This window comes from Nostoc sp. (assembly GCF_036916735.1).
Lineage (GTDB): Bacteria > Cyanobacteriota > Cyanobacteriia > Cyanobacteriales > Nostocaceae > Nostoc.
The window spans coordinates 44,411-67,315 of the sequence record NZ_JBALFV010000021.1; the positions used below are offsets into that span (position 1 = coordinate 44,411).

The following is a 22,905-nucleotide window of genomic DNA, read 5'->3' on the forward strand; positions in this document are numbered from 1 at the left end:
TTATCTAGTTATACTTGCTGGTTTTTTATTACAAATTTCCAATAAAATCTTGTTTAAAAAGCCTATTTTAAGCTAATTAAACCAGTAAATTTATTACTTTATTTATTTTACTTATAAGTTGTTAATTTATGATTTTTAAACAACTTATTTTGACTAATCTCAGATTGATATCCCGCAAGTATCTGATAAATTTCCACTGACCACAGTTTACCATGAACTGAAAAGCTTTAAGTAAATATTAATTACTTAAAATTAATGAATAATATAGGAATCGTATTTGATTTTTGAAATTATCTACGTGGTGTGCCAAGCGCAGCGCAAGCGCGATAGACGAGGAGTGGGGAGTAGGGAATAGTGAATTAGGCTTTTCGAGTTGTACCGAGCTTTTTCAGAAATCAAATATTAGTCCTATAGCTCCTGTTAGCTGATAACTATTTATGTGAGTTATACCAAGTTAATATACCTCCTAAAAAGACAATTGCAGCTAATCCCAAAAAAACTGCCTGTAATCCTACAAAGGTTTCTGCTACACCTGCTAATGCTAAAGGTAAGGAGAGAGCAATGTTAATTACATTGTTTTGTAAACCAAAAACTTTACCACGCATTTCTGGAGGTGTTTCTGTTTGAATTGCGGTTTGCATGGGAATTCCCACTAGTGCCCCAAAGATACCTAATAGCGCCACTAGTAACAAGATTAGCCAAAGTTGAGTTGTAAATACTGACAGACCAATCAGGGATGCTGCCATACCCATACAACCGTACAGACTTAGTTGGGTGTAGGAGAAACGTTGACCAAATTGACCAAGAAGTGTTGCTCCCGCAGCGATACCAACACCACCTGCTGCTAGTAAAAAGCCGAACTGTGAGGCTTTCATATTGGGAATGATTTCTGCCATGCGAACGGCTAGAACAGTTAAAGCTGCAAAAACAGAAAACAAGATAATTAGCTGAAGCAAAGCATTGCGAACGCGATGATTTGCTTTGAGGTAGGCAAAACCATCTCGCAAATCAGAGAATACGTGAGGAAATTCTGTATCGGGGTGGTAGTGTTTTTCCTTTGTTGCTAGGAGGAATAAAATTACTCCAGCGATCGCATAACTACCACCTACTAAAAATTCTTTGCCCAAACTACCACTACCACCAATTTGCAGCCAAAGTCCATCGGCGATCGCTAACAATGGTTCCCCGACAGCAAACCCAACAATCACCGATGCCATCATCGTTGTTGTATAAAGCGAATTTGCCGAGAGTAAGTCCTGTTCTTCTACTATTAAGGGAATTGCCGCCTGTTCTGCGGGTGCAAAAAACTGCGTCAGCGTAGAAACTAAAAAAGTCACACCCAGAATGATCAAAAAACCAACTGGCAAAACTCCTATGGCTTTCCAATCATGAGTCAACCAGATCAGAAAGGGAATTGACAAAACCAAGATGCCGCGCCAAATATTCGTTGCCACCAGCACAGCCTTTTTCGACCAGCGATCAACAAACACACCAGCAACGGAGCCAAACAACACGGCTGGAATCGTAAAAGCCATCATCAAGGCTGACACCCAACCACTAATACTTTGATTACTAGCCTGAAACTGAGTATTAATCAAAGCAATCATCAGCACCAAATAAACTTTATCTGCTAGTTGTGAGAAAACTTGACCGCCCCAAAGAGCCAGGAAATTAGGGTTTTTTAATACAGGCAAAAACCCTTGCTGTTTGATATTTCCCGAAACAGCTTCTCCACCAGAACCAGATCCATTTAATATTAGTGGTTCTTTTTCTGGGATAGTAACTACTGGCATCTGCCCGTTGCTATTTCCTTGAGCAGTGGTTAATTCGTCCTCAGATTGTGTTTCTGATTGACTTGGAATATCAGTTTTTGGGATTTGGTCTGTCCAATTTTGATCGTTATTAGAAACGTCTTTTGGGGACATTTCTTGTCCATTTATTTGACTAGGTGTACACTTAGAAGCAGCACTCAAGTGATTCCTAACTGTAGAATCTGATACCCTATTCTGTTTTTTGGCAAGGCTTGGTGACAAAGGCAGGATTTTTTTATCCAAATCAGACGGTTGCATCATGGTTGGCAGCAAAATAAGAGTCGATTAAGGTAGCAGAGCGAATAGGGCGACCTAATTGATACTGAGCATACTGGCGCAAAATCTGTTCAACAGATAACCAGTCATGATCTCTAGCACCATCAATTTGTATTATCTCTGGTTGTGACAGATGTTGAAGCAAAGCTAGTTCCATAGCACCCGGACGACTAGAAATCACAGGTATTTCTTGCCGATGCACAACAACTGTTTGGGCATGGGCCATGGGGGATGAGGCATTGGGCATTGGCAATGCAGCACTTGTAGTGAGCTTGTCCTCTTGGTAGCCGTTGGCACAGCCTCTCCAAGAGTTGGGTGAAGCCGAAGTATTGGGTATTGGGTATTGGTCTGTCCTCATTTCCCTCATTTCCTTCTCACTCTCTCTTCTTAAATGTTCCCAAGCTTCTAAGGAAACTGTTCCACCTGCAGGAATACTAAATCCTACCTGCCAGTTTGGATCTGTAAAGTTTGGCTTGAGGAGGTGTCCAGATAGGCAACAGATTTGCACTTGCGGCGTTACTCCTGCTAACGCTAAAAGGTGAAACACCCCATGAACCAGATGAGCCAAAACCCCAGATGCATTTGCACTAGATAACGTCTCCAACCGATGGAGATGTTCATTGAACAACTCATAAAGTTCTTCTTGGGGTTGTTCGCTCAAAGCTTGACACAAGACGATTTCTGCTAAATACTGGCTAGCAGCCAATTTTCCTAAATCTTTAGCTAAACCAGGATAAGTTTTTAACGTCTGTGCTTGAGTAATTTTATCGAGCGATCGCCCTTTTGCAATCAATAGTTCATTCACCACAAACATACCACTCCTGCCCCTCAGGCTGGAGTTGTGCTTGCGTGCCCCTGGAGCCACTGCTCGAATCAGACCGAATTCTGGTGTCAAAATCGTCACTATTTTATCCGATTCCCCCAGCACTTGGGTTTTAAGATTAATTCCCGTTGCTTTGTAGGTTCTACTCATTAGTTATTTAGTCATTAGTCATTGGTTATTGGTCATTAGTCAAGGGTCATTAGCTTTGGACAAATGACAAAAGACAAAAGACAAATGACTATTCACCCTTTCCCAGATTATCGCGCTGGCGGATCAAATCGATACCGCGAGATGTGCCTAATCTAGTAGCACCCGCTACGATTAAGTCTAGAGCTTGATTGATAGTACGGATACCACCTGAAGCTTTAATTCCTACTTTTTCTTTGGCAAATTCCTGCAAAAGTCGTACATCTGCCACTGTTGCACCACCATTCCAACCTGTACTAGTTTTTAAGAATGCCGCTCCCGCTTCCATAGCTATTTCAGCAGCTATTATTTTTTCTGCATCTGTCAACAGGTTAGTTTCCAAAATTACCTTGACAGTTTGCCCAGTCTCTTCACAAATTTCAGCAATTTCTCGGTGGACTTCTTCAGTTTTACCAGCTTTCAACCAGGCCAAGTTTATTACCACATCCAACTCAGTAGCCCCATTATCCACAGCTTCTTGAGCTTCATACAATTTGACTGCCGAAGTCGTCGCACCAGCAGGAAAGCCAATCACCGTACAGACTTTCGGGTTCTTGCCGTGCAGGAGCTCGACTGCTTGTTTGACATAGGCGGGAAATAGACAAACCGCCGCAAAGTTGAATCTGTATGCTTCTTCACACCACTGCTTAACCTGCTCAGGTGTAGCAGTTGGCGTTAAGAGGGCGTGATCGATAAATGGCGCAATATCAATGTTTGGATAGTCTGCTGCCATCGTGTCTTCTGCCAGTGATTGATTATTAAACTTTATAAAAAATTAAAACCTTTCTTATATATATATTAAACCATATTTCTTACAAGTTTATCCTAAAAACAAGCTGTTGACTTTTATATGATGTCACCTTTGTAGATGTTGCAGAATTATTGTAAGTGTTTAAGTTGACATTAGGCAGTAGTAAGCTTAGAAATGTCAACAGCATTTTTCACACCAGTTGCTAAGAAGTCAAAAATAGTTTTAGCTAAAGCTTCTGATGCCAAATAGGGGACGCCATTACCAATAGTTTTAAATATATTCGTCAGTGACATATTCTCTGGAAGTACAAAACTTGCAGGCATAGATTGTATGGCTAAAGCTTCCGCCACAGATATTCGCCGGATTTTATAGGGATGTAAATGTACTTCATTATTTCCATAGCAAGCTGTCGGAGAGTAACGCCATCTATGCAGACGCTTGAAAGATTTTTTAGAATCATCTCCTTCATCAATAACAGCAAATCGTGTGATACCTGCCCTTGGTTGAAAACAGTTCTCAGCATTGGGATGCTTCAGCACACTATTTTTTCTAAACCAGTATTCAACTGTTAATTCTTGAGGGATGCCGTCAGGACAAGGCATTATGGAATTTTCTTGGAATGGTTCGCATTGACGCCAAGGATAAGTAAAAACCTTTGTTTGAGGATATAAAATGTGATTATTCCAAGGAAAAGTCTCTTCAGTTAGTAACTTTTTATTACCAACGTTTATTCCTATATCTATGAGAAAATTATTTCGGAAACCAATGAGAATAATTCTTTCTCTATCTTGAGGTACACCATATTCAATAGTATTAATTAACCGCTCTGTTAATATATAGCCTGCTTCGATTAATTGTTGCTTGAGCGATTCAAAAAATAAACGGTGCTTTGTCGTTTTCCACAACCCCTTAACGTTCTCAAATAAAAAGAAATCTGGAAGATGGCGGCAAATTAATTCAACGTAAGAAGCGGAAAGCTTACCATTATCTCCTAAACGTCCTCTATTTTTACCGCCAATAGAAAAATCAGGGCAAGGAGGCCCGCCAATGAAGCCAACAATATTGTTAGATTTACGGCAGTCTTGTACTAACTCCCGGAGGTGTTGTGTTTGTAAACCTTCGAGAAGTTGGGTTACATCTCCTACTTCTCCGTCATGATACCCATATTCTGGCAACGGTAGATTGAGAACCTGTCGTGAATAACGGTATGCAGTCATGAATGGAGGAAAGATTTCATTGACGTAAACAACCTTAAAACTACTGGTTTCAAAACCTAAATCTAGGAAACCTGAACCAGCAAAAAAGGAGAAAATACAAGGGCGATCGCTCATTTAATAACTACTGCCGTCAAACAGTCTTAATTCATATAGAAAGACATAGGATTTTTACTTACGTACCAATCAAAGATGAACAATTTTCAGATTGGTTCAATAGTAAAAAAATTCACAGTTTCTCTAAGTGTTTAAGATCAAAGTTTACTCAATCTTTAAGGAAAACACCTGACAGAAAAAGAGTCTGAAGTCACAATTAATAAATATAGGAGTTTTCAAACTCCAAATCATGTTTAAGACAAATATTTGTCATTAAATAAAAAACCCGAGTACTTCGGACTAATTTTTATGCGAATTTTAATTTACTCCTACAACTACTATCCAGAGCCAATTGGTATTGCCCCACTAATGACTGAATTAGCAGAGGGACTAGTGAAGCGTGGGCATCAAGTGCGCGTAATCACCGCTATGCCCAACTACCCTGAGCGTCAAATTTACCAGGAATATCGGGGCAAGTGGTATCTCAACGAATATAAAAATGGCGTTCAAATTCAACGCAGTTACGTTTGGATTCGTCCTCAACCCAATTTATTAGATCGGGTGTTACTAGATGCTAGTTTCGTTATCACTAGTTTTGTGCCCGCCCTCGTCGGTTGGCGTCCAGATGTTATTCTCTCAACATCGCCATCCTTGCCAAGCTGTGTACCAGTTGCTCTTTTAGGATGGTTACGTGCTTGCCCTGTGATCTTAAATCTACAAGATATATTACCAGAAGCAGCAGTCCACGTTGGTCTACTGAAAAATAAATTGCTGATAAAGTTATTTACAGAGTTGGAAAAATTTGCTTACCACACTGCCAGTAAAATTAGCGTTATCGCCGATGGGTTTGTGGACAATTTGCGAGCTAAGGGCGTAGAAGCTGACAAAATTGTGCAAATTCCCAACTGGGTTGATGTCAATTTTATCCGCCCTTTGCCTAAAGAAAATAATCCTTTTTGCGCCGCACATAACCTGAATGGCAAATTTGTTGTACTTTATTCTGGCAACATTGCTCTAACCCAAGGCTTAGAAAGCGTTATTAAAGCTGCTTCTGTGTTACGCCATATCCCAGATATTGTTTTTGTCATCGTTGGAGAGGCAAAAGGGTTAGAGCGATTGCAACAGGAATGTCTAGACTGCGGCGCAGATAATGTTTTGCTACTGCCATTTCAACCCCGCAAATCTTTGCCACAAATGTTGGCAGCTGCCAATGTTGGTTTAGTGGTGCAAAAGAAAAATGTTGTATCCTTTAATATGCCGTCCAAAATTCAAGTGCTACTTGCCAGTGGACGAGCTTTGGTTGCTTCTGTCCCCGATAATGGTACGGCAGCAAAAGCTATCAAGCAAAGTGGCGGCGGAGTTATCGTGCCTCCAGAAGATCCCCAAGCTTTAGCAATGGCAATTTTAGATTTGTACCAAAACCCTGAAAAAGTCAAAACTTTGGGTTATAAAAGTCGCCAATATGCGGTTGAAAACTATGCTTTTGAGCAAGCTTTAAATCAGTATGAGTCGTTGTGTTACTCATTGATGGTAGAACCTGGAGCAATTCAGTCCACAAGAGTTACTAAACAAGAAGTTTAATTTACAGATTACACAAAGTGCTAAGTTCAAAATCCCAACGATTCTGCTCCAATTACTCTGACTATTGCAGCCTAATTTTATTCACCTTTAATAATGATTATCATTATTGATTAACTGGCCAGAGATTAATTCTTTGGAACAATTTATTCTTTGGAAATCCCTAAATATTATCTTAGGCAGTCTGCGAGTATTAATTGCGACCGCGCCACATTATGATTAATTTAGGTGCAGCTGTTTGTCTTCCTAAAAGAGCTGCACCCTTTTGAATTACAAGCACCCATAACAACTAATGATGAGGAATTGCGGTTTACTCAAACTCAGATCGAATAAACCGAGGATAATAGCGATAAAACCTTAAAAATCAATGTTTTTGGCTATAAATAGCTTAAGTTTACCCTAATTACTCAATTAATCCACACTGGAGTAAACACTATTTTTACCAGAAATTCTTGCTTAAAAGCTAATGTTTAATTTATCAGTACAATAATGAACAACGCTCTTAACCCGCGCAACGCATTGGCTCCTTTTGAATGCGTAACTTCCGCCTTGCGGTACTAGCCCCCATAGACACCCGTTTTTTTGTTAGTATTCAAAAAAACCTATTGACACATTTTCAGATCAATTGTTTGTGATTTGTAAGTAAATGTAAACAATTGTTTCAAAAAAAAGCACCTGAGGTTTAATGACTGATTATTTCCAAGGAAATTTCCCATTACAATCTGCCCCACTGATGAAGAGTGTGGCAAAGAGCCACGCCCAAACCGAAGAGGCAAGCGGAAAATTAGCTGCAATGATCGCAGAAGCTGGATCAGACCGCAAAGCAGGTGAGATTATATTGCTCAAAGTAGCAGAAGTATCTTACCTGGCTGATTACTTTGTGATGATGACTGGCTATTCTAGGGTACAAGTAAGGGCGATCGCTCAAGCAATTGAAGGAAAAGTCGAAACTGAGTTGCAACGGCGTCCCATAAGGACAGAAGGAAAAGTTGAGGGGAGTTGGATACTACAAGACTATGGTGATGTGATCGTTCACATCATGATGCCCAAGGAACGGGAGTTTTATAATTTAGAAGCGTTCTGGATTCATGCAGAGCGTATTTCCCTTCCAGAATCTGATCAGGGTGAGGGTAAGCCAACATGATTAGGTCTTCGGTTTCAAATTGCCCAGTTCCTACAGACCAACAACCGCTTAATGAGTACGAAGAGTTAAAAAATTCCTGGCTGTTTCGTGATAGCACTTTAGATTTGCGCGAGTATATCACGAAAATAGCTTGGATTTGGGGTTTATCTTGGCTGGTTGCAGGACCTGTGGCAGCAGCAAGTTTTCCCCCTGACAAGTATATTGCACATTTTATGCTCTGTGGTGCTGCAGCAGCGAGTGTTGGGGTAGTGCTGGCACTGGTAAGGTTGTACTTAGGCTGGTTCTACGTGTGCGATCGCCTTTCCAGCCCTACAGTATTTTATGAAGAGTCCGGCTGGTACGACGGTCAAACTTGGACAAAACCACAGGAAGTCCTCAACCGTGATCGCTTAATTGTGGCATACGAAATCAAACCTATTTTGCGGCGGTTACAATTTACCTTTGCTGGGTTGGCGGGAATCTACGTTATTGGTACTATAGTTTGGCATTTGTTTTAAAAAGTTATTGGTCATTAGTCATTAGCTAAGGACTAATGACTAATGACTAATGACTAATTAATTAAAAAAGGTAATAAATATAAACCCATGACAATGGGAAAACGAACTCAAGCCACAGCACTGGAAGTCCGGTTGCTGCGGGAAGGTATTATTGAATCCAGGCATATAGCCCAGGCTGTTGTATGCGACGAACGAGGACGGGTTCTAACTGTTGCCGGAAATTCTGAAACTGCTGCATTTATCCGTTCAGCACTCAAACCATTTCAGGCACTCGCAGTCACCACCACAGGTACACTCGAACGCTATAACCTCAGCGATCGCGACTTAGCAATTATTACAAGTTCCCATAAAGGAAAAATAGATCAAGTCCGACAAGTATTTAACATTCTTTGGCGGGCTGATATTGACCCGACTGTACTCCAGTGTCCAATTCCTGAAGGTAAGCACAGTCCTCTGGAATACAATTGCTCTGGTAAACATGCGGGAATGTTAACTGTTTGTCAGCAACGCCATTGGCCCTTAAATAACTACTTGGATCGCAAGCACCCAATACAGCAGTTAATTTTGGGCAAAGTAGCAGAATTGCTCCGAATGCCAGCTGAAGAATTTATCAGCGCTCATGACGATTGTGGCGCTCCAACTTATCTGATGCAACTCGGTCAGATGGCATCTTTATATGCACTGTTAGCCTCTAGTACTAACTTGGATATGGAGCGCATTGTCCGTGCGATGACTCATCACCCCTCTATGGTAGCAGGAGATGGAGAATTTGATACCGAACTGATGCGCTTAACTCCAGGAGAACTGGTTAGTAAAACTGGTGCTGAAGGAGTGCAGTGCATTGGTAGACTCGGTGAAGGCTTGGGATTGGCAATTAAAGTCATGGATGGGGCAAAACGAGCAAAATATGCTGTGGCTATTCATTTACTCCAGCAAATGGGTTGGATTAGTCCTAGCGCCGCCGAAAGCCTCAGTGAAAAGTTTGTCACCTTGGAAAAATACAAGCGTTTAGAAGTAATTGGAGAATTATCATTTTTGTAGTTGCCAAACTCTTGACTATAAGTTATACTATAAAAGTTAAGAGCGACGCGGGATAGAGCAGCCTGGTAGCTCGTCGGGCTCATAACCCGAAGGTCAGTGGTTCAAATCCACTTCCCGCCACCAAATAAAAGATAAAACAAAAACCTGCAATCAGTCAAGATTGCAGGTTTTTTGTTTTATTTTGATCTATTCTGGAAGAAATGGCCATCTAAAAGGCGCAAAGAATCATGGTTGTGAAGTTGCAGCGACCAATTTTAGTCGGAGGATTGGGACTGTCCTTTTCTCTGTGGATGTTGGACAGTTGGCACGATTCTGTAGTGCAGGTAGGTGAGTTTGGTTTATTGAGTGCCTTAGCTATAGGCGGTGGTTTGTGGTTATTCCAAAAAAATCGCACAAAAAACAGTTTAGAGCAGCTAGATGGTATGGTGGTAGATCGGGCGACTGTGGAAAGTGCGATCACTAAAACTGAAACTGTAATTAACCAACTAGCACAAGAAGCAAAAAACCATCCGGCGTTACAGACACTCACAGAACAAGTTGCCCAATTGTTATTGGAGTTAGACAGACAAGAAATTAAAGTTGCTGTAACTGGCGGTAAATCCGTAGGTAAAAGCACTTTAATTCAAGTGCTAAAGCAAAATCTTGAGACACGAAATTTCGTGTCTTTAGAAGAGACAGCACCTTTGTTTAGAGAAGCGGCTGACAATTCAGATGCGGCTATTTTAACAGAAGTAGCAAAATCTGATTTTGTTCTATTCTTGACAAACGGTGATTTGACAGACTCAGAATTTCAAGCCTTACAGCAGCTAAAAGCAGCAAATCAGCCTATAATCCTAGTTTTCAACAAACAAGACCAGTATTTAGCTGATGAAAGCGCCAGCGTCTTTAGTCAATTAAAACAGCGAACGCAGGGAAATGTAGTTGCAACTGCGGCCTCTCCCATTTGCATAAAAGTCCGAAAGCATGAGGCTGATGGTTCTGTGCGAGAGTGGATGGAACAACCAGCGCCAAATATCCAGCAGTTGACGCAGCAGTTAGGTGAAGTTTTGGTACAGCAGGGACAACGGCTAGTTTGGGTAACAACCATGAGAAAAACTGGGTTGTTAAAAGCTGAGGCGAAAAACTGGTTGAATGGAACTAGGCGTGATCGCGCTACCCCAATTATTGAACAATATCAATGGATAGCTGCTGCTGCTGCCTTTGCTAACCCAGTCCCAGCCCTTGATATTTTAGCAACTGCGGCAATTAATGCTCAGATGGTAATGGATTTGGGTAATATTTATCAGCAGAAATTTTCTCTAGAACAAGGACAAACTGTAGCTGGATCGATGGGAAGTTTGATGCTTAAACTCGGTTTAGTTGAACTTTCTACGAATGCTATTAGTACTGTTCTGAAAAGTAATGCCGTTACCTTTGTCGCTGGCGGTGTAGTGCAGGGAGTAAGTGCAGCTTATCTAACTAGAGTAGCAGGGTTAAGTCTAGTTGAATATTTCCAACAGCAAGAAATAGCGATAGATTCTGGTACTGGTTTAAATTTGGAGAATTTGCGGCAAACCTTGCAAAAGGTATTTCAGCAAAATCAGCAAATTGGTTTTTTGCAAGGGTTTGTTAAGCAAAGCGTGAAGCGTTTGTTGCCAGAAGTGCAGCAGGTAGAAATAGTTGGTGTTCAGAAGGCAGTAGGATAATCTCATACCAGGATTACCAAATTTTAGATTTTGGATTTTGGATTGAATGATCCAAAATCCAAAATTGAAACTTGTTTTCAAGTTCTCAATTTTAATCTTAGATAAAAAATAAGTATCTTTACTTCAAGAAAGATAAATTATCCCTGTGGTCAATCTAAAATAAAAAATTGGCTGACACTTGCCTGGTGCTGTAGGAAAACCTAAAATACACCCAAGCCTGAAGTAGACTTGGGTGTATCTAACAATCATTGTGATTAGGAGTTAGCAAAAAATTGTGAATAAGGGTAGTTAGCTAAACAGCACCACTGTTTCTATTAAACAGAATAGCTATAGTTTTGAAAATTAGCTTTAAATCGTACACCAGACTCCAATTTTTTTGATACTGCAAATCTAAGCGAATTACATCTTCAAAACTACGAACTGTAGACCGTCCATTCACTTGCCATTCGCCAGTCATACCGGGTTTAACATCTAAACGTTGCCACTCCGGTACTTCGTAGCGTTCCACTTCATCGGGTGTAGGTGGTCGAGTGCCTACTAAACTCATTTCTCCTTTGAGGACGTTCCAAAATTGGGGTAATTCATCAAGACTAGTTCGCCGTAAAAAGCGCCCTATTTTAGTAATTCTGGGGTCATTCTCATTCTTGAAAAAAGCACCTTGCACTTGGTTTTGAATTTGGGATTTCTTCGCTTCCGCATCCACACACATAGAGCGGAATTTCCAAATCTTAAAGCGTTTCCCCATCCAACCACAACGAATTTGACTGAAGAAAATGGGTCCGGGATCATTAATTTGAATAGCGATCGCAATCGGAATAAATAAAACTCCAGTAATTAATAAACCGACTACAGACCCCACAATGTCTAACAACCGTTTCATCCAAGATGCCACAGAAGGGTGAGTAGTGGGTAACTGCTCTACTTTACGGGAAGTTGTCTTGCGATTATCTACTAAGTCTTCCTGTTTGATTAGCGGCGCATCATCTACAAGTTCTAAGGGAAAAACCTGATCCAATCCTGTGAGTTTTAGGACTGCCATTATTTGAGGTGTTACATTCCGCAGTGTTAATGTAATCCCTTGAGTTTGGGCGTATTTAAAATTACTAACCAGGGCGCCTAAACCACTACTATCCATAAAAGTAGTTTGGTGAAAGTCAATAATGATTTGCTTGGGATGTGAATTGGGCTGAATTAAGCTTTGGCAGGTTTGCTTAAAACCTAAAGCCTCCAGCACGCTCAACCGCTTAGGCACTTGCACTATAGCCGTGTCATTTAGGGAATTAACTGTAAAATCGACCTCTGTCGGTTGGCTAGTCATGAAGCTCTGCACTTTCGTTGCCATGTATAATGTAATCTGCCAAACATTATTTTGTCCTAGAAAATTACTTAATCTAATATTGGAATCAGTAGTAATAAGGACTAATTGCGATTTACCGGGGCTGAGATTGGAGATCGCTAGCGACGATTCACAATAGAACAAGAAGCCAAAAAACATCCTTGTTGTTGTGCCGACGCAGCGCGATCGCGTTGCTCTCTATCAAATGATTGCTAAAAATACGGTTACACCTACTGCACGCCTAATTGAAATCTTTTCTGCCATTCAAGGGGAAGGACTAAATGTAGGGATGCGTCAGATATTTATTCGTTTTGCTTTGTGTGATTTGCGCTGTCAGTTTTGTGATAGTGCCCACACTTGGAATGCACCTGCTAGTTGTCGGATAGAGCGATCGCCTGGATTACGCGACTTTGAAATCCACTCTAACCCTGTCTCTCTACCCCTACTAACTGAATGGGTGGAACGACAAAATGTACCTTCTCTACACGATAGCATTAGCTTAACTGGAGGCGAACCACTTCTTCATGCTCCATTTTTAGCCCAGTTTCTACCCCAAGTGCGAACCAGAACTGGTTTACCCATATACTTAGAAACTGGCGGACATCGCCCAGAACAACTAGCAATGATTCTTCCCTACTTAGACTCTGTGGGTATGGATTTCAAGTTGCCCAGTGTTAGCGGCGAAATTTATTGGCAAGAACATAGTAAATTTCTTCAATTATGTCATGATTCATATTTAAATGTTTTTGTCAAGATAATTGTGTCTCAAAACACAGATCCCGCTGAGTTGGAACGATCAGCTTTGCTGGTGGCAGAGGTTAGTCCAGATATCTCAGTATTTTTACAGCCTGTTACGCCTTTGGCAGTATCTGAACAATTATCCTCAATACCTGTACTTGCGCCTTCGAGCGATCAAGTTTTGACGTGGCAAGCCTTAATGAAGCGGTTTGTCAAGCAAGTGCGCGTGATTCCCCAGACGCATAAAATGCTAAACCAACTGTAAAAATTTTTGTAAAATTTGAGTTTGATAAAGATGTAGTCAAGGAAAAACCAAGATTTTATGAAATTTTAATGTCAACCTGATTTATTATCATATTTGGCCAACAAAGCCGAGTGCGTTGTCCCATAGATTAATATTCCGAAAATTTCCTTGTTATCTATGGACTTTCACCATCATGTTGAATTGCTTAAATATTTCACCTCTTTTTCTTGCACAGACCTTTTCATCTAGCTCGGATAACACAATCGCATTAATATTTATTGCTCTGTTTCTAGGTCTGCTTGCTTAGAGTCTTGCTTGAGTTTACAGTGATGCTGAACGTCGTGGTAAGTCTGGTTGTCTTGTTGCTCTGATAATTTTATTTTTCGGTTGGCCAATAAGTCTTCTTTTGTGGCTTCTCTTCAAACCTGGATAATGATTAAGCGATTAAGCTACTGGGATAGTGCGTCTAATAGCGAAACTTGAGTCGGGTATTGATGCTGAAGCAATTACAAAGGGTTTGTACCCGACGCCTAATAAAGGCAGTACTGTTTCAAGTAGGTTTAAATCCCTACTTGAAACATAGTTATGAATTATCAATTTCTAAAATTAATTTAGGCATTTTGTTAGGTAGGTATTGCCTACCCAACTTAACTTTATGGTTTCTACAGTGCGCCCTCATCTGGAGTTTTAGATCTAGCTTTTGCTTTATTAGCACTGCGTTTGAGGGCAGAGAGTCTTGCTTCGTATCTTGATCGTTGGCGCTTACTAGGAGTATTGTCAATCAGGGTTTTCAAGGCGCTACCTAGACTCTTATAGGCATTGGGGAGAGTATAACCAAAACGAGTTGCCAAAGCGATCGCTTTCTCATCAGCATTGAGCAATTCTTTTAGTTGCTTTTCCCCATTATTTTTTTGGTACAGTCGCCAGCCTGACACGCCACAAAGTGACAAAGCTAACACTAGCAGCAATCCATCTTGTACCCACAATTCGCCTACAGCACCACCTAAACCGATGGCTAGTGCTGCCATTTCCCAACCATCTTTAGGAATTGTGTCATTTTGAACGCGAGCAACTTCATGCCAGAACAGCAGATTACGCTGATCCATTGCGAGGGCATCCCATTTCACCAAGTCAATTTGAATTTCTACCTGGTCTTTACCAATTTCTTCGCAACGAACCAGGGGTGGATTGACCTCAGTTGTGCCTTCAACCGTGACCCAGCTCTGTAATTCTGGCGGTAGTAAGCCTTTCAACCGCCGTAGTTCACTCATTTCCGCTTTGGCAGAGGAGGTTGCATAGGATGTCATAATATCCAGCCCCAGAAAATTTCAGTATATAGTGAGGGTATCACTTTGGAGTATAGCGATTTAAGTGATGATCCGTCTCACTCACTAGGAAAACTTCCTCGCTTTTTTCGCGCTTCCATTGCCTTTTCCAGCAAATCTAGCAATCCTGGCGCTTCTTCTTGGATACTAAGTAACAGTCTTTCTCCAAGTTCTATATTCCCCGGATCAAAACCTGTTGCCATCACTTCTTTCAGGCGAGGTATTGCTATGCTATCTACAATCTGAATTAACCCACTCAGACAACGGTGAAATTGTTTTTCTGTGAGAATCGAGTCTTCTAGAGGAAACTCAATAATGGCACGGATTTCGCCATCAGATGGGTCATACTCCCATTGCAACATTTTGGTTTCCCAGGAAATAGCAAGCATTGTCTGTAGGATAGCTGCCTTGTGAGGATGGTCTTGAATTCCTGCCAGAACTTGAGGGGCAAATACTCGGAAAAATTTTCCCTCTTCATCGAGCTGGACAACTATTAGGAAATCTTCTAGGTTATCAGCCTCCACGCCTGTTATAATCCGGTCTTCTTCATCATCAAAACGGTAGTCCCAACCAAGGTTGTCTAAATAGTTGGCAATCTGTTTGAGGTTAGCTCCCATAAAAGCCTCATAAGGAACGTGGAGCAGTTGTTACCAGACCTAGTTTAACCTGCTAGGGGTAGTTATTTAGGTTGGTGTAGCTACTTCCGATTGCATAGAAGTATGCAATTAGAGGATTGGGGATCGGGCATGGGGGATGGGGCATTGAAGAGAGGAAAAATAGATGATCGTTTGGCGCTGTGAATGATATTTTTCTCAAGGACTCTTGCTCATTATTTAAGAAGCGAAAATCACTATTTTGAAAATCTTAGTCAGTGAAAAATATAGCAATTTTAATATTTTCTTCTAGATTAAATGAATGTATTTCTAAATCAAGCATGGTGGCGTATTTTAAAGCTGATGCATTTTTCAGCAACCCTAAATAAGAAAGAACACGTAAATTTTTATCACAAATTTTCTAGAAAATCTTGGATTAATCTAACCTTTCCATCCCACAACTTCACACCAAGCTTGAGCAAAAAATCCATCTGGGTGTTGACTCCATTATCGTGAAGCACGACTCATTGCTGTAAGCGTAGGCGTAGCCCGCCGCAGGCATCGCTCATCAGTCCAACCTTTTTCTATAGCTCCATCCACCTTTGCAGAAACCTCGATTGACAGCGCCAAATATTCTGTAGCTTCACTTATATATTTATAGAAAATTCAAACTTATAAAATATCAAAAAATGGAACTGCGACACCTACGTTACTTTATTGCTGTCGCTGAAGAACTGCACTTCAGTAGAGCCGCCGAGCGATTGCACATTGCTCAACCGCCCTTAAGCCAGCAAATTCAGCAACTAGAGGCGCAATTGGGAGTAGAACTGTTTCAGCGTAAAACCAAGCGACACGTGCAACTAACTGAAGCTGGACAAGTATTTTTGCAAGAAGCTTATCAACTTTTGGCTCAACTGGAAAAGGCAATTGAACTAACCCAACAGACAGGAAGAGGTGAGAAGGGAAAACTACGAATTGGGTTTACCAGTTTGGTAACTTATAATTTACTTCCTGTAATTTTGCGACGGTTTAGAGAACGGTTTCCAGAAGTAGAGTTGATTTTGCAGGAATTAACCACAACTCAACAAGAGCAAGCGCTACAAGAACGTCGCATCCATGTAGGTTTTGCCCATCCACTGTTAGAAGACAACACACTCAATCAAGAGTGCATTCAGCGAGAAGCTTTAATTGTGGCTATGCTAGAAACTCATCCCTTAGCTGAACAAGAAAAGATTTCTGTGCGATCGCTAATAAATGAAAACTTTATCATGTTCCCTCGCCATTTGGGGCCTGGACTTTACGACCAAATCATAAGTCTTTGTCAGCAAGGAAATTTCAGCCCAAAAGTGACTCAAGAAGCGATTCAGATGCAAACAATTATCGCATTGGTTTCAGCAGGAATAGGAATTGCGATCGCACCATCTTCATTGCAAAATCTTCAGAGGTCTGGTGTAGTTTATCGCGCTATAGAGGAGAATACACCATTAGTAGAAACGGCTGTAGTGTGGCAACAAGAGGATATGACACCTGTACTAAGGGAATTTCTGCAAATTGTCAGGAATATCTGTTAATAACTACGCCTTAGTTAAATAAAATAACTGGTAATTGAAGATTTAGATTTCCTAATTACCAGTTATCAATATTAAATTTCTGCTGCTAACGGTTCCCAAATTTCCCCATACTCCTTCTGTAAAGCTTGCCAAGCTTCCACCTGTCCTGGTTCATATTCTCCTGGTTTACCCCATTGCAAAAATAGGCTTAAAGCAGCTTCTTGTTTATCATCTAAAAACCGGATAGCATAAGTTGTAAAATTCCCCCTCTTCGCTTCACCTGTTTCAAATTTCACTTGAGTGATCTTGTCCATATTCAAATGAAACTCAAAACCTTCTGTATGCATATTCGCGTACTTCCCTTTAGGCAATTCTGCATAAAATAACTTTTCTATTTTGCCTCGTGCTTCCAATACAGCAGCGCTGCTAGTAACAATTAAACGCAAAGTTCCCAAAGTCTCACAAGCTGCTAAAAATTCTTTTAATGTTGTGGTCATTTGTCATTTATCCTTTGTCATTTGTTATTTGTCGTTGGTTAAACGATCAGTCCTAACTAATGCCCTTTGCCGCATCCCCCATGCCCAATTCCTATTTTTCGTATTGTTCATAAGCAGCGACAATGCGCTGAACTAGAGGATGGCGCACGACATCCTTTTGGGAAAATTCGCAAAAGGCAATACCTTCAACATGTTTTAAAATTTGTAAAGCTACTCCTAAACCTGATTGTTGCTGAAGTGGTAAATCAGTTTGTGTCATGTCGCCTGTAATCACCATCCGAGAACGGAAGCCCAAACGAGTCAAAACCATTTTCATCTGAGCGGGTGTAGTATTTTGAGCTTCATCCACAATTACAAAGGCGTTATTGAGGGTGCGTCCCCGCATATAAGCAAGGGGTGCAACTTCGATTACACCGCGTTCCATTAAACTGGGTACTTTTTCGGGGTCGATAAATTCATAAATAGCATCATAAAGTGGGCGAAGATAGGGATTAACTTTCTGCTGTAAATCTCCAGGTAAAAAGCCGAGTTTTTCACCAGCTTCGACGGCAGGGCGAGTTAAAATTAGCTTTTCAAATTGGTTAGCAAGGAGTGCTTGCACGGCAACAACAACAGCGAGATAAGTCTTACCAGTACCAGCAGGCCCAATACCAAAGGTGAGATCGCGTCTACGGAGTGCATCGATATATTGACGCTGGCGGAAGGTTTTGGCACGAACTTCTTCACCCCGGCGACTTTTGGCGAGGACATTTCGCTGTAAATCTTGCAGTTCCCCTTGTCGATCACTATCTATCGCTTGACGAGCTGTTAAAATATCGGCACTGGAAATAGTATTGCCTTTAATCCAAAGGTCTTCAAGGGATCGCACTAATCTCGTAGCTAGATCAATTTGCCCTTCGGTACCAGAAATCAGTAATTCCTTTCCGCGTAACACTAAACTGGCTCCTGTTTGCCGAGATAGCATTTTGAGATTTTCTTCTGCATCTCCCGCAAGAGCGATCGCACTGGGAATATTGGGCAGCTGAATTGTTAAAGCACCTGCCATAGTATTTTTTAATTGGTGAGCATCTATGTTTGACAAAGGTTAATGTTTTTTCGCCCTTAGCGAAATTACGCTTTTATTATTTACATTTTGGAAAAATCTTTGCAAAAAATGAATTGTTGTAGGGGCATAAAACCATAGGTGTCAACTTAACGTATAAGCTAGATTTAGCGAACTTTCCAGGTTTGACTCTCACCCCCAACCCCTCTGCCAATTTTGCCAAAAGCGAGCAAATTCTCTAGTTCCCCGACGAATCTCAACTTGGGAGAAGGGGTTAGGAGACGAGGGCAAAACGCCCTCTCAAAGCAGATTTTTTTAAGTTGACACTAATGTAAGGCTGTACGCTCCTACTGGTGAAGAGTTCAAAAAAAGATTCAAAAATCTTTTTGCTACTTTCCATCTTTACAAAAATTCTGAGCGGAGGTAATCACAACCGCTCAGACTTGCTCTCTAGTTTCAACCTAGCGGAGGCGGGGTTTAACAATGGGCTTAGGCCCATCATTTCCACGCGGTTCTCTCCTAGTCGGTGGTGGCGATCGCTCTTCTGTCTCTTCATCAAAAGACATACCCTCGCGGCCTGGCGTAGTGCTGCCGTAGATATCCAGGTATACTGATTGCCCAGCTGCGGCGGCGGCGGCAGCAATTACTGTACGAATCGCTTGAATATTGCGTCCCCCTCGACCAAACACTTTCCCTTTATCCGTGCTTTCAAAAGCGATGCGAATCCAAGCCCGGTTGAGGACCTGAGAAATTTCGCAATCGACGCTTAAAGTCTCTGGAGATTCCAAAAACGGCTGCACTAAAAACCGAACCAGCCCAACATAGTTGGGACTAGCTGTTGGGGATATTGTTCCCGAATTATGATGCGGCTGTAGATGTGGCACTGACCTGTTCAAAAACATTGGCTTTTACTAAAATGCGACGGACGGTGTCAGTGGGTTGAGCGCCTTGTTGTAGTCGCTTGACGATACCGGGAACGTCTAGTCGCACTTCATCAGTTCTGGGGTTATAAAATCCCAATTCTTCTAGGGGACGGCCATCGCGGCGAGAGAGGTTGTTAATGGCGATAATGCGATAACTTGCTTCCCGCTTTTTACCGTATCGCTTCAAGCGCAGTTTGATCATGGTTGAAGAATCATTCTCCTAATTGGTAAGTATGCCGAAATGCTAATTTTAGCACTCGTCTAGCATTTGGTGCTATTAGTCATTTGTGATTAGCAAATTACCAATGCCCCATGCCCAATGCCTAAAGATTGCCAAAGCCTTTTTTCTTTTTATCTTTGGGTTTTTTCTTTTTCGTGACTGAGGCACCGCCATCATAACCTCGCCATCCTGGGGCTGGGGGACGATTGCCTGCACCTGCGAAGGCGTTGCCCATACCGCCACCGCCGAACATTCCCGGCATTCCAGGGAAGCCACCTTGACCCATTTGCTGCATGAGCGATCGCATTTTTTGGAAATCACCTACTAGTTTAGTCACATCTGACTCTCTATAACCGGAGCCAGCAGCAATCCGCCGCCGCCGACTGGGAGAACTGGCTAATAAATCGGGGTCGTGGCGTTCTTGGCGAGTCATGGAGTTAATCATCGCCTCACAGCGTTTGAGCTGGGTTTCTCCCTGCTTAAGCTGATCGTCTGAGAGCTTGTTCATCCCTGGAATCATCTTGATGAAGCCTCCCAGAGAACCCATGTTCTTTAGCATTCGTAATTGCTTGAGAAAGTCAGTAAAGTCAAACTTTGCTGACAAAATTTTCTCCTGCATTTTCTCAGCATCTGCTAAGTCAAACTCTTCCTGGGCTTTTTCTACCAGGGTTAGCACGTCGCCCATTCCCAAAATTCGGGATGCCATACGATCTGGATAAAACGGTTGCAGTGCCTCGACTTTCTCACCCACGCCCACAAACTTTATTGGCGCTCCTGAAATCTTTCGCACTGACAGCGCTGCACCGCCACGGCTATCACCATCCAACTTGGTGAGAATCGCCCCAGTAATTCCGATCTGCTCCTGGAAGGTGCGGGTAAGATTAGCTGCCTCTTGACCAGTCATCGCGTCCACCACCAACAGAGTTTCATCTGGTTGGACAGTTGCTTTGATGCGGGCTAATTCCGCCATCATGTCTTCGTCAATTTGCAGGCGACCAGCAGTATCAATAATTACTGTGTTTACACCTTCTGCCCTAGCGCGTTCTACACCTTGCCTTGCAATTTCTACAGGATCTGCGTCGCTTCCTAGTTCAAATACTGGTACGTCAATTTGCTTACCCAACGTCACCAGCTGGTCGATCGCTGCTGGACGATATACGTCTGTCGCCACCAACAAACAGCTACGATCTAATTTTCTCAAATGTAAGGCTAACTTAGCGGTAGCTGTGGTTTTACCAGTACCTTGCAACCCAGCCATTAACACAATAGTAGGCTGTTCCTGGGCTTCTGCAATGGGAACATTTTCTTCTCCCATCACCTGCACCAGTTCATCATGAACAATTTTGATGAACTGTTGGTCAGGTCGCACGCCGGTAATCACCTCGGCTCCCTGTGCTTTGGCTTCAACTTCGCTAATAAAATCTTTGACTACCTGGAGGTTAACATCTGCCTCCAACAAGGCGCGGCGCACTTCGCGCAATGCATCTTGAATGTTGGATTGAGAAATTTTGTCCTGTCCCCGCAGTTTTTTCCACGCGGCTTCTAAACGGTCAGATAGAGCATCAAACATAATGTAATTATAGGTAGTTCACCAATGGGGAATTCTAAACCGCCGATGAATGCGATTTGGAATTTCCGCTAAAGTTTAAACGTGCTATCTACCAGCTTAGTATTTTTCACCCCGACTGTAGCAATCAGATACTTTATTGGGCATTGGGCATGGGGATTGAGTCAGTTTTCATTTAAATAAGGTAGGGGTGCGTAAGTCTTGAATTTGCTGGTGTTTGATACTATCAATAACGCGCTGAAAAAATTTCCTCTACAGTCAGATTTAAATCTGGAAATGTTGGCGACTCTATACGCTCGTCTCCTCTAAACTGTTTACCACGATATTCGCCCTCATCACTTAAAGAGTAAATTGTGATTGTTGGCTGTTTGGGGTCGCCTATTAACTCTTTGCTACCCAAAGCTGCATAATCCACAATCCAATATTCTTGAATATCCATTTCTTCATAATCAGCAAACTTTTTATAATCATCTCTCCAGTTAGTACTGACTACTTCAATCACTAATGGAATTGAATTGGGTTTACTAAGGATTGATTGTTTCTCCCATAGTGGATCATTACCCAAGTTAGAAAAATTCATTAAGAAAACATCTGGATAGTAGCCTGACATTTGATTTTCTGGCTTCACTGTAGCGGTTTTAGGTATACCTTAATAAAGTTTAAGGTGAAGACATTCATAGCCTAAAATAATTGTTAAAAATGCTACATTTTGCTCGTGTTTAGCAGATGGTGGTAGCATTTGAATAATATCTTGATTGTGTAATTCATAACGGATATTTTCTGGTTGTGTTTCTCAAAATTATAAAAATTCATCAAATATAAATAGTTTTTGTAGAGATTGTGTCATGATTTTTACCTTTTTTTAGATAAAGTTTATTGTTATTTTCGACATTATTTTTTAACTATAGTAATTATTTTGATAAGCCCATGCAGAGCATAGGAACGAAGAATTTCAAAACTGCTGTAATCGCCCTTTTATGAATGAATTGCTGCTGGTTTTGAGAGCTGTTGTTGATAAAGGCGGACAACTTTTTGCACATAGTCAGCAGTGAAACCTTTGTTACAACTTGTATAACTACCAGTCATCCACCAACAAGCTGCACCACGCACAGATGCAATTTCATTATTATTGGTGGCGCGAAACTGATTGGTTAACTCACGGCGCGTGATACAGGATACGACTTGGCGAGCGATCGCAGCGCTGTTTTCAAACTGCGTCGGTGTTAGTTCTCGTTTGAGACAAGTTTTTGACCAGCCTTTGAGAGTTTCTGGTTTAACTTGCCATTCGCTGTAAAGTCCATCCTTGGGATTTTTTGTTTGCGGTGCAGCCTGTCGCAATGCTTCTACCATCGCCGCAACTTGGGTATTAGAAACGGGCTGCTGTGCTTGAGCTAATAATGGCAATAGTCCAAAGGTGACAATAACTCCGTTGAGTAGTAATCCTATGAAGTTTTTGATCATGAATTTGGAATTATTTTAGATATCACGAGGTAGAATACTATGTCTTCACGGAACCAATTAGCAAGGTTTAAAATAATGCATAAGTAACATCATAACATCATAGATATTCCCTGATTAAGATGCTTTCCTTGATGAGCGTTGTCACTCTTGAATTCGTCAAAACTCCACTGAGAACGAGCCTACAACCGTAAATGGTGCACCAGGGGCAATAAAGGTTCTATTCTGGCCAACATCAATGTAGTTAACATTAAAAAGATTATTGAAGTTGAGGCCAAGCTTCCAGCTATTTCGCCGATAAAAAATGCTG

Annotated in this window: 20 protein-coding genes, 1 tRNA gene and 1 pseudogene; 8 read left to right on the forward strand and 14 right to left on the reverse strand. The window is 41.5% G+C overall.

Annotation, left to right across the window (positions count from 1 at the left end):
* Window positions 1-431: 431 nt before the first annotated feature.
* From V7L20_RS05315 to V7L20_RS05330, 4 genes are all read right to left on the reverse strand, one after another.
* Window positions 432-2,069 carry an MFS transporter gene (locus tag V7L20_RS05315; protein ID WP_334743069.1) on the reverse strand — a complete coding sequence of 546 codons (1,638 nt, stop codon included), beginning with the start codon at window positions 2,067-2,069 and terminating at the stop codon, window positions 432-434.
* A complete protein-coding gene (gene recO / locus V7L20_RS05320; protein ID WP_334743050.1) occupies window positions 2,056-3,060 on the reverse strand; it encodes a DNA repair protein RecO in 1,005 nt (334 codons plus the stop codon). Before recO ends, V7L20_RS05315 begins: the two co-directional genes overlap by 14 nt.
* Before the next feature lie 88 nt (window positions 3,061-3,148).
* A complete protein-coding gene (deoC, locus tag V7L20_RS05325) occupies window positions 3,149-3,829 on the reverse strand; it encodes a deoxyribose-phosphate aldolase (protein WP_334743051.1) in 681 nt (226 codons plus the stop codon).
* 170 nt (window positions 3,830-3,999) lie between these two features.
* Entirely contained in the window at window positions 4,000-5,178 is a 1,179-nt protein-coding gene (locus tag V7L20_RS05330) for a DNA cytosine methyltransferase (protein ID WP_334743052.1), read from the reverse strand.
* 288 nt (window positions 5,179-5,466) lie between these two features.
* Between V7L20_RS05330 and V7L20_RS05335 the strand changes: the two genes are divergently transcribed.
* The 6 genes from V7L20_RS05335 to V7L20_RS05360 all read left to right on the forward strand — a co-directional run bounded on the left by V7L20_RS05335 (window position 5,467) and on the right by V7L20_RS05360 (window position 11,102).
* Window positions 5,467-6,738, forward strand: a complete 1,272-nt coding sequence (locus V7L20_RS05335; RefSeq protein ID WP_334743053.1) for a glycosyltransferase family 4 protein — start codon at window positions 5,467-5,469, stop codon at window positions 6,736-6,738.
* A 682-nt stretch (window positions 6,739-7,420) separates the two neighbouring features.
* Window positions 7,421-7,879: a ribosome silencing factor gene (gene rsfS / locus V7L20_RS05340; RefSeq protein WP_334743054.1), complete on the forward strand. Its 459-nt coding sequence runs from the start codon at window positions 7,421-7,423 to the stop codon at window positions 7,877-7,879.
* Window positions 7,876-8,376, forward strand: a complete 501-nt coding sequence (locus V7L20_RS05345; RefSeq protein WP_334743055.1) for a CGLD27 family protein — start codon at window positions 7,876-7,878, stop codon at window positions 8,374-8,376. Before rsfS ends, V7L20_RS05345 begins: the two co-directional genes overlap by 4 nt.
* An 87-nt stretch (window positions 8,377-8,463) precedes the next feature.
* On the forward strand, window positions 8,464-9,417 hold the full coding sequence (locus V7L20_RS05350) for an asparaginase (protein ID WP_334743056.1): 954 nt from the start codon (window positions 8,464-8,466) through the stop codon (window positions 9,415-9,417).
* Window positions 9,418-9,463: 46 nt separating this feature from the next.
* Window positions 9,464-9,540 (forward strand) — tRNA-Met (locus tag V7L20_RS05355).
* 104 nt (window positions 9,541-9,644) lie between these two features.
* Complete coding sequence (locus V7L20_RS05360; protein ID WP_334743057.1) at window positions 9,645-11,102, forward strand: YcjF family protein; 1,458 nt, start codon at window positions 9,645-9,647, stop codon at window positions 11,100-11,102.
* A gap of 292 nt (window positions 11,103-11,394) precedes the next feature.
* On the opposite strand, the gene V7L20_RS05365 is transcribed toward V7L20_RS05360, so the two are convergent.
* Complete coding sequence (locus tag V7L20_RS05365) at window positions 11,395-12,444, reverse strand: anti-sigma factor antagonist (protein WP_334743058.1); 1,050 nt, start codon at window positions 12,442-12,444, stop codon at window positions 11,395-11,397.
* A 199-nt stretch (window positions 12,445-12,643) separates the two neighbouring features.
* On the opposite strand from V7L20_RS05365, the gene V7L20_RS05370 reads away from it, so the two are divergent.
* A complete protein-coding gene (locus V7L20_RS05370; RefSeq protein WP_334743070.1) occupies window positions 12,644-13,441 on the forward strand; it encodes a 7-carboxy-7-deazaguanine synthase QueE in 798 nt (265 codons plus the stop codon).
* A gap of 641 nt (window positions 13,442-14,082) precedes the next feature.
* Here the strand turns inward: V7L20_RS05370 and V7L20_RS05375 are convergent.
* Both V7L20_RS05375 and V7L20_RS05380 read right to left on the reverse strand, forming a co-directional pair.
* Window positions 14,083-14,727: a DUF3318 domain-containing protein gene (locus tag V7L20_RS05375; RefSeq protein ID WP_334743059.1), complete on the reverse strand. Its 645-nt coding sequence runs from the start codon at window positions 14,725-14,727 to the stop codon at window positions 14,083-14,085.
* A 77-nt stretch (window positions 14,728-14,804) separates the two neighbouring features.
* A complete protein-coding gene (locus tag V7L20_RS05380; protein WP_334743060.1) occupies window positions 14,805-15,362 on the reverse strand; it encodes a hypothetical protein in 558 nt (185 codons plus the stop codon).
* A gap of 665 nt (window positions 15,363-16,027) precedes the next feature.
* Here V7L20_RS05380 and V7L20_RS05385 point away from each other — a divergent pair.
* Window positions 16,028-16,909: a LysR family transcriptional regulator gene (locus V7L20_RS05385; RefSeq protein WP_334743061.1), complete on the forward strand. Its 882-nt coding sequence runs from the start codon at window positions 16,028-16,030 to the stop codon at window positions 16,907-16,909.
* A gap of 71 nt (window positions 16,910-16,980) precedes the next feature.
* On the opposite strand, the gene V7L20_RS05390 is transcribed toward V7L20_RS05385, so the two are convergent.
* The 7 genes and pseudogenes from V7L20_RS05390 to V7L20_RS05420 all read right to left on the reverse strand — a co-directional run bounded on the left by V7L20_RS05390 (window position 16,981) and on the right by V7L20_RS05420 (window position 22,598).
* A complete protein-coding gene (locus V7L20_RS05390; protein ID WP_334743062.1) occupies window positions 16,981-17,385 on the reverse strand; it encodes a ChuX/HutX family heme-like substrate-binding protein in 405 nt (134 codons plus the stop codon).
* A gap of 91 nt (window positions 17,386-17,476) precedes the next feature.
* Window positions 17,477-18,430, reverse strand: coding sequence for a PhoH family protein (locus V7L20_RS05395; protein WP_334743071.1), 954 nt, complete (start codon window positions 18,428-18,430; stop codon window positions 17,477-17,479).
* Window positions 18,431-18,888: 458 nt separating this feature from the next.
* Window positions 18,889-19,329: a KH domain-containing protein gene (locus tag V7L20_RS05400; protein ID WP_334743063.1), complete on the reverse strand. Its 441-nt coding sequence runs from the start codon at window positions 19,327-19,329 to the stop codon at window positions 18,889-18,891.
* Complete coding sequence (gene rpsP / locus V7L20_RS05405) at window positions 19,286-19,552, reverse strand: 30S ribosomal protein S16 (RefSeq protein WP_334743064.1); 267 nt, start codon at window positions 19,550-19,552, stop codon at window positions 19,286-19,288. Before rpsP ends, V7L20_RS05400 begins: the two co-directional genes overlap by 44 nt.
* A 121-nt stretch (window positions 19,553-19,673) precedes the next feature.
* The gene (gene ffh, locus V7L20_RS05410; protein ID WP_334743065.1) at window positions 19,674-21,140 is read right to left on the reverse strand and encodes a signal recognition particle protein; all 1,467 of its coding nucleotides are present in this window, start codon (window positions 21,138-21,140) and stop codon (window positions 19,674-19,676) included.
* Between the two features lie 223 nt (window positions 21,141-21,363).
* Window positions 21,364-21,984: pseudogene (locus tag V7L20_RS05415) on the reverse strand (Uma2 family endonuclease).
* 128 nt (window positions 21,985-22,112) lie between these two features.
* Window positions 22,113-22,598 (reverse strand): hypothetical protein, encoded by a 486-nt coding sequence (locus tag V7L20_RS05420; RefSeq protein WP_334743066.1) that lies wholly within the window; start codon window positions 22,596-22,598, stop codon window positions 22,113-22,115.
* Between the last annotated feature and the right edge of the window lie 307 nt (window positions 22,599-22,905).

Coding starts and splice junctions, on each gene's coding strand:
- V7L20_RS05375 (WP_334743059.1), bottom strand. CDS start 14,727: ATGACATCCTATGCAACCTCCTCTGCCAAAGCGGAAATGAGTGAACTA.
- V7L20_RS05315 (WP_334743069.1), bottom strand. CDS start 2,069: ATGCAACCGTCTGATTTGGATAAAAAAATCCTGCCTTTGTCACCAAGC.
- V7L20_RS05365 (WP_334743058.1), bottom strand. CDS start 12,444: ATGGCAACGAAAGTGCAGAGCTTCATGACTAGCCAACCGACAGAGGTC.
- V7L20_RS05380 (WP_334743060.1), bottom strand. CDS start 15,362: ATGGGAGCTAACCTCAAACAGATTGCCAACTATTTAGACAACCTTGGT.
- V7L20_RS05330 (WP_334743052.1), bottom strand. CDS start 5,178: ATGAGCGATCGCCCTTGTATTTTCTCCTTTTTTGCTGGTTCAGGTTTC.
- ffh (WP_334743065.1), bottom strand. CDS start 21,140: ATGTTTGATGCTCTATCTGACCGTTTAGAAGCCGCGTGGAAAAAACTG.
- rsfS (WP_334743054.1), top strand. CDS start 7,421: ATGACTGATTATTTCCAAGGAAATTTCCCATTACAATCTGCCCCACTG.
- V7L20_RS05395 (WP_334743071.1), bottom strand. CDS start 18,430: ATGGCAGGTGCTTTAACAATTCAGCTGCCCAATATTCCCAGTGCGATC.
- rpsP (WP_334743064.1), bottom strand. CDS start 19,552: ATGATCAAACTGCGCTTGAAGCGATACGGTAAAAAGCGGGAAGCAAGT.
- V7L20_RS05350 (WP_334743056.1), top strand. CDS start 8,464: ATGACAATGGGAAAACGAACTCAAGCCACAGCACTGGAAGTCCGGTTG.
- V7L20_RS05345 (WP_334743055.1), top strand. CDS start 7,876: ATGATTAGGTCTTCGGTTTCAAATTGCCCAGTTCCTACAGACCAACAA.
- V7L20_RS05360 (WP_334743057.1), top strand. CDS start 9,645: ATGGTTGTGAAGTTGCAGCGACCAATTTTAGTCGGAGGATTGGGACTG.
- V7L20_RS05370 (WP_334743070.1), top strand. CDS start 12,644: ATGATTGCTAAAAATACGGTTACACCTACTGCACGCCTAATTGAAATC.
- V7L20_RS05420 (WP_334743066.1), bottom strand. CDS start 22,598: ATGATCAAAAACTTCATAGGATTACTACTCAACGGAGTTATTGTCACC.
- V7L20_RS05390 (WP_334743062.1), bottom strand. CDS start 17,385: ATGACCACAACATTAAAAGAATTTTTAGCAGCTTGTGAGACTTTGGGA.
- deoC (WP_334743051.1), bottom strand. CDS start 3,829: ATGGCAGCAGACTATCCAAACATTGATATTGCGCCATTTATCGATCAC.
- V7L20_RS05385 (WP_334743061.1), top strand. CDS start 16,028: ATGGAACTGCGACACCTACGTTACTTTATTGCTGTCGCTGAAGAACTG.
- recO (WP_334743050.1), bottom strand. CDS start 3,060: ATGAGTAGAACCTACAAAGCAACGGGAATTAATCTTAAAACCCAAGTG.
- V7L20_RS05335 (WP_334743053.1), top strand. CDS start 5,467: ATGCGAATTTTAATTTACTCCTACAACTACTATCCAGAGCCAATTGGT.
- V7L20_RS05400 (WP_334743063.1), bottom strand. CDS start 19,329: ATGTTTTTGAACAGGTCAGTGCCACATCTACAGCCGCATCATAATTCG.